This is a genomic window from Allobosea sp. P4_C6 (assembly GCF_056402015.1).
Window position 1 is genome coordinate 1 of sequence record NZ_JBFUIF010000171.1, and the last position, 2,737, is coordinate 2,737.

Genomic DNA, 2,737 nt, shown 5'->3' on the forward strand with positions numbered 1-2,737 from the left:
GATTTAGAATAGTGGGCCCCGTGCATGCTAAGGACGCGAGACGAATACCAAGCCGCGATTTCCCGAATCCAGGAGCTTTCAGGCTGCATAGAAGAAACGGTCGAAGAGCAGGAACTGATCCGGCTCGTTTTCGACGTCGCAGTCTGGGAATCCAAACATATCCTGTGACGGGCGGTATCACCGCTGCTTGCGCTCTTCTTCCTGAAGACTCTTCTTGAGTGCGTCGAATATGCTGACCACTTTCTGCGGTCGGCTGGGCGCTGCACCCCGCTTCGCACTGCGGCTCTTCTTCGAGTCGATCAGCTTGAGCAAGTGCTCCTGGATCGGGTCTTTCATGAACTCCGCCGACCAGTGCGTCGACTTTTGTGCGACGAGGTTGTCGGCCAACTTGCTTAGCGATGGGTCGTCTGGCGCTTTGCCGATGTCGCCGAAGTAAATGGCCGGCTTCCGGACCTCGTCGCCAAAGCGCAAGGTCCAGGCAATGATCCCCTTGCCCCGCGGCTGCAACATCACGGCACGCTCTCGGCGATTTAGCACCACCCTCGAAATGCCGACGGTCGACGTTGCCCGCATCGCTTCCCGGATCACCGCGAAGGCCTCTTCGCCAACCGGATCGTCGGGAGTCATGAAGTAGCTGGAGTCGTAGTAGATCCAAGGGATAGTCTCTTGGTCTACGAACATATCGATGTCGATTGTTCGCGTGCTTTCCAGGCCGACCGCTGCGAGCTCCTCGTCCTCGAACAGGACGAACTTGTCATCGCTCACGGCGTAGCCCTTGACCTCATCGTCATCGTTGACGGGCTTGCCAGTGACGGCGTCGACGTAGCGGCTCACGACGCGCTCGCCGGTGGAGCGATTGAGGGTGTGGAATCGGACCTTGTCGCTCTCGGAGGTGGCAGGCTGTAACGCCACGGGACACGTCACCAGCGAGAGGCGCAGATAACCCGTCCAGAACCTCGGAGCCATGACGCAACCCTCAACTCACACGCCGACTCAATTCTCCGGAACGCTGACGGTTCCGTTGCGTTGACTCCGGTTCGTGTGTGGAGTTGCGTTGATGGCCACCGCTGTTCGAGCTCAATGGAAAGGGACGCTCCAGGTCGGCGCCCTGAGCATTCCGGTGGCTCTTTTCACCGCGGCATCGACCTCCGAGCGAACGAGCTTCAACATGGTCAATCGGAAGACCGGCAATCGGCTCCGCCGCGAGTATCTTGACCCCACGACTGACGAGCCCGTTCCCAAGGAAGAGCAGGTCAAAGGCTTCGAAATCGATCCCGGCAATTTCCTCGTTTTCGATGCTGGTGAGATCGAAGCTGCTATCCCCCAATCCGACAAGAAGCTCGCGGTGCAGGCATTCGTACCTTGCGACGAAGTGGACCCACTCTTCTTCGACAAGCCCTACTACCTGACGCCCACAGGGCCCGGCGCGACGGCGCCCTTTTCAGTCCTTCGTGACGCACTCACGCGGCGCGGTTCTGGGGCCATTGCGCACGCGGTGCTGTTCCGCCGCTATCGCGCCGTGCTTATCCGCGCCAGCGGCCCTGGCATGATCGCCCATACCCTGAACTTCGATTACGAGGTGCGCTCCGCGGATGCGGCGTTTGAGGAACTGCCGGAGCTCGAGATCAAAGGCGAGATGCTCGACCTCGCAAAGCACATCATCTCGACCAAAGCCGGGACGTTCGAACCGGCAACCTTCGTCGACCGCTACGAAGCGGCGGTGGCGGATCTCGTAAAGGCGAAGATCGAGGGTAGAGCGATCAAGGCGCCGAAGCCTCAGGCCGCAACCAACGTGGTCAACCTCCTTGATGCGCTGCGGGCTAGCGCGGGTGTGAAGGACAAGAAGACGCCAACGCCCAGGCGCAAGGCGGAGCCGGCCCGTAAGGCGAGCTGACCTCGCGGCTAGACAGCCATCGCTCGGACCCTAGAGTTCTGGGGTGTCTGCCTGGTCCCCACCGGCATCACGCTCCTCGATCTCGAACTCTCGGCACTCGACCAGCGGGATATCCATCCAGCGGCCAGTCGCTTGGAGGCCGCGCGCTTCGGCATTGTCGATCAGAGCGGTAATGAGCTCGTCGGCAGCGTTCGCGATCGAAGCGATGTTCGCGTTGACGCTGGCCGCGTCTGCTTCGTCAAGGTCACCCGTGTTTCGGATGCTCTTCAAATCCTCAAGCCGATCCACAAGGGCGCTGGCGAGCATCGCCACTTCGTCGACCTTGTCGACCCAGCCTCGGGTGGCGCTGTAGGCGCGATAGGTCGGGAGAACACGGAGATCAAGAACGCCCTGGCGCTCGTCGTCCCGCGGCAAAGGCCGGCTGCTGACGGTGTCCGAGGATAGGCGAGCTCGCAACATTCGCTGGGCACACATAACGCAACTCCCACTCAACGAACTGAGTCGCCAACCGGCGGCGCCGGGAATCGTTCCGGCTTATCGAACTGGCGATGAGAAGCGGGGCGGAACAACCCAAGGCGCCGCCTGTTCGTGCTTCGAAGAGGAGCTCGTGRAATGGCGCAAGTGTTCACCGTGCACCACACCGGCAAGGAATGGATCGCGCGCGATGTAACCGGCTCTGGCTACGGCCAGTCGTCCGACTTGTTCGAGACGATCGAGGCGGCGGAGCGCTTGGCGCGGAAATCGGGGGCCACCGTCAATTTGAGCCGCGAAGCCAAGAATCATCTGTTCACGTTGGGCGCCCAAAACCGTTCTTAGGATCGGCTATCCGTACAACGTAGCACC

At 61.0% G+C, this 2,737-nt stretch carries 4 protein-coding genes; 2 read left to right on the forward strand and 2 right to left on the reverse strand.

The window, feature by feature from the left end; all coding sequences use genetic code 11:
• Positions 1–177 precede the first annotated feature (177 nt).
• Entirely contained in the window at positions 178–966 is a 789-nt protein-coding gene (ku, locus tag AC1DVA_RS27480; RefSeq protein ID WP_476807997.1) for a non-homologous end joining protein Ku, read from the reverse strand.
• A gap of 91 nt (positions 967–1,057) precedes the next feature.
• On the opposite strand from ku (AC1DVA_RS27480), the gene ku (AC1DVA_RS27485) reads away from it, so the two are divergent.
• A complete protein-coding gene (ku, locus tag AC1DVA_RS27485) occupies positions 1,058–1,894 on the forward strand; it encodes a non-homologous end joining protein Ku (RefSeq protein WP_476807998.1) in 837 nt (278 codons plus the stop codon).
• 30 nt (positions 1,895–1,924) lie between these two features.
• On the opposite strand, the gene AC1DVA_RS27490 is transcribed toward ku (AC1DVA_RS27485), so the two are convergent.
• Positions 1,925–2,308, reverse strand: coding sequence for a hypothetical protein (locus AC1DVA_RS27490; protein ID WP_265055227.1), 384 nt, complete (start codon positions 2,306–2,308; stop codon positions 1,925–1,927).
• Between the two features lie 198 nt (positions 2,309–2,506).
• On the opposite strand from AC1DVA_RS27490, the gene AC1DVA_RS27495 reads away from it, so the two are divergent.
• Complete coding sequence (locus AC1DVA_RS27495) at positions 2,507–2,710, forward strand: hypothetical protein (protein WP_476807999.1); 204 nt, start codon at positions 2,507–2,509, stop codon at positions 2,708–2,710.
• The last annotated feature ends 27 nt before the right edge of the window (positions 2,711–2,737 follow it).

Coding starts and splice junctions, on each gene's coding strand:
- ku (WP_476807997.1), bottom strand. CDS start 966: ATGGCTCCGAGGTTCTGGACGGGTTATCTGCGCCTCTCGCTGGTGACG.
- ku (WP_476807998.1), top strand. CDS start 1,058: ATGGCCACCGCTGTTCGAGCTCAATGGAAAGGGACGCTCCAGGTCGGC.
- AC1DVA_RS27495 (WP_476807999.1), top strand. CDS start 2,507: ATGGCGCAAGTGTTCACCGTGCACCACACCGGCAAGGAATGGATCGCG.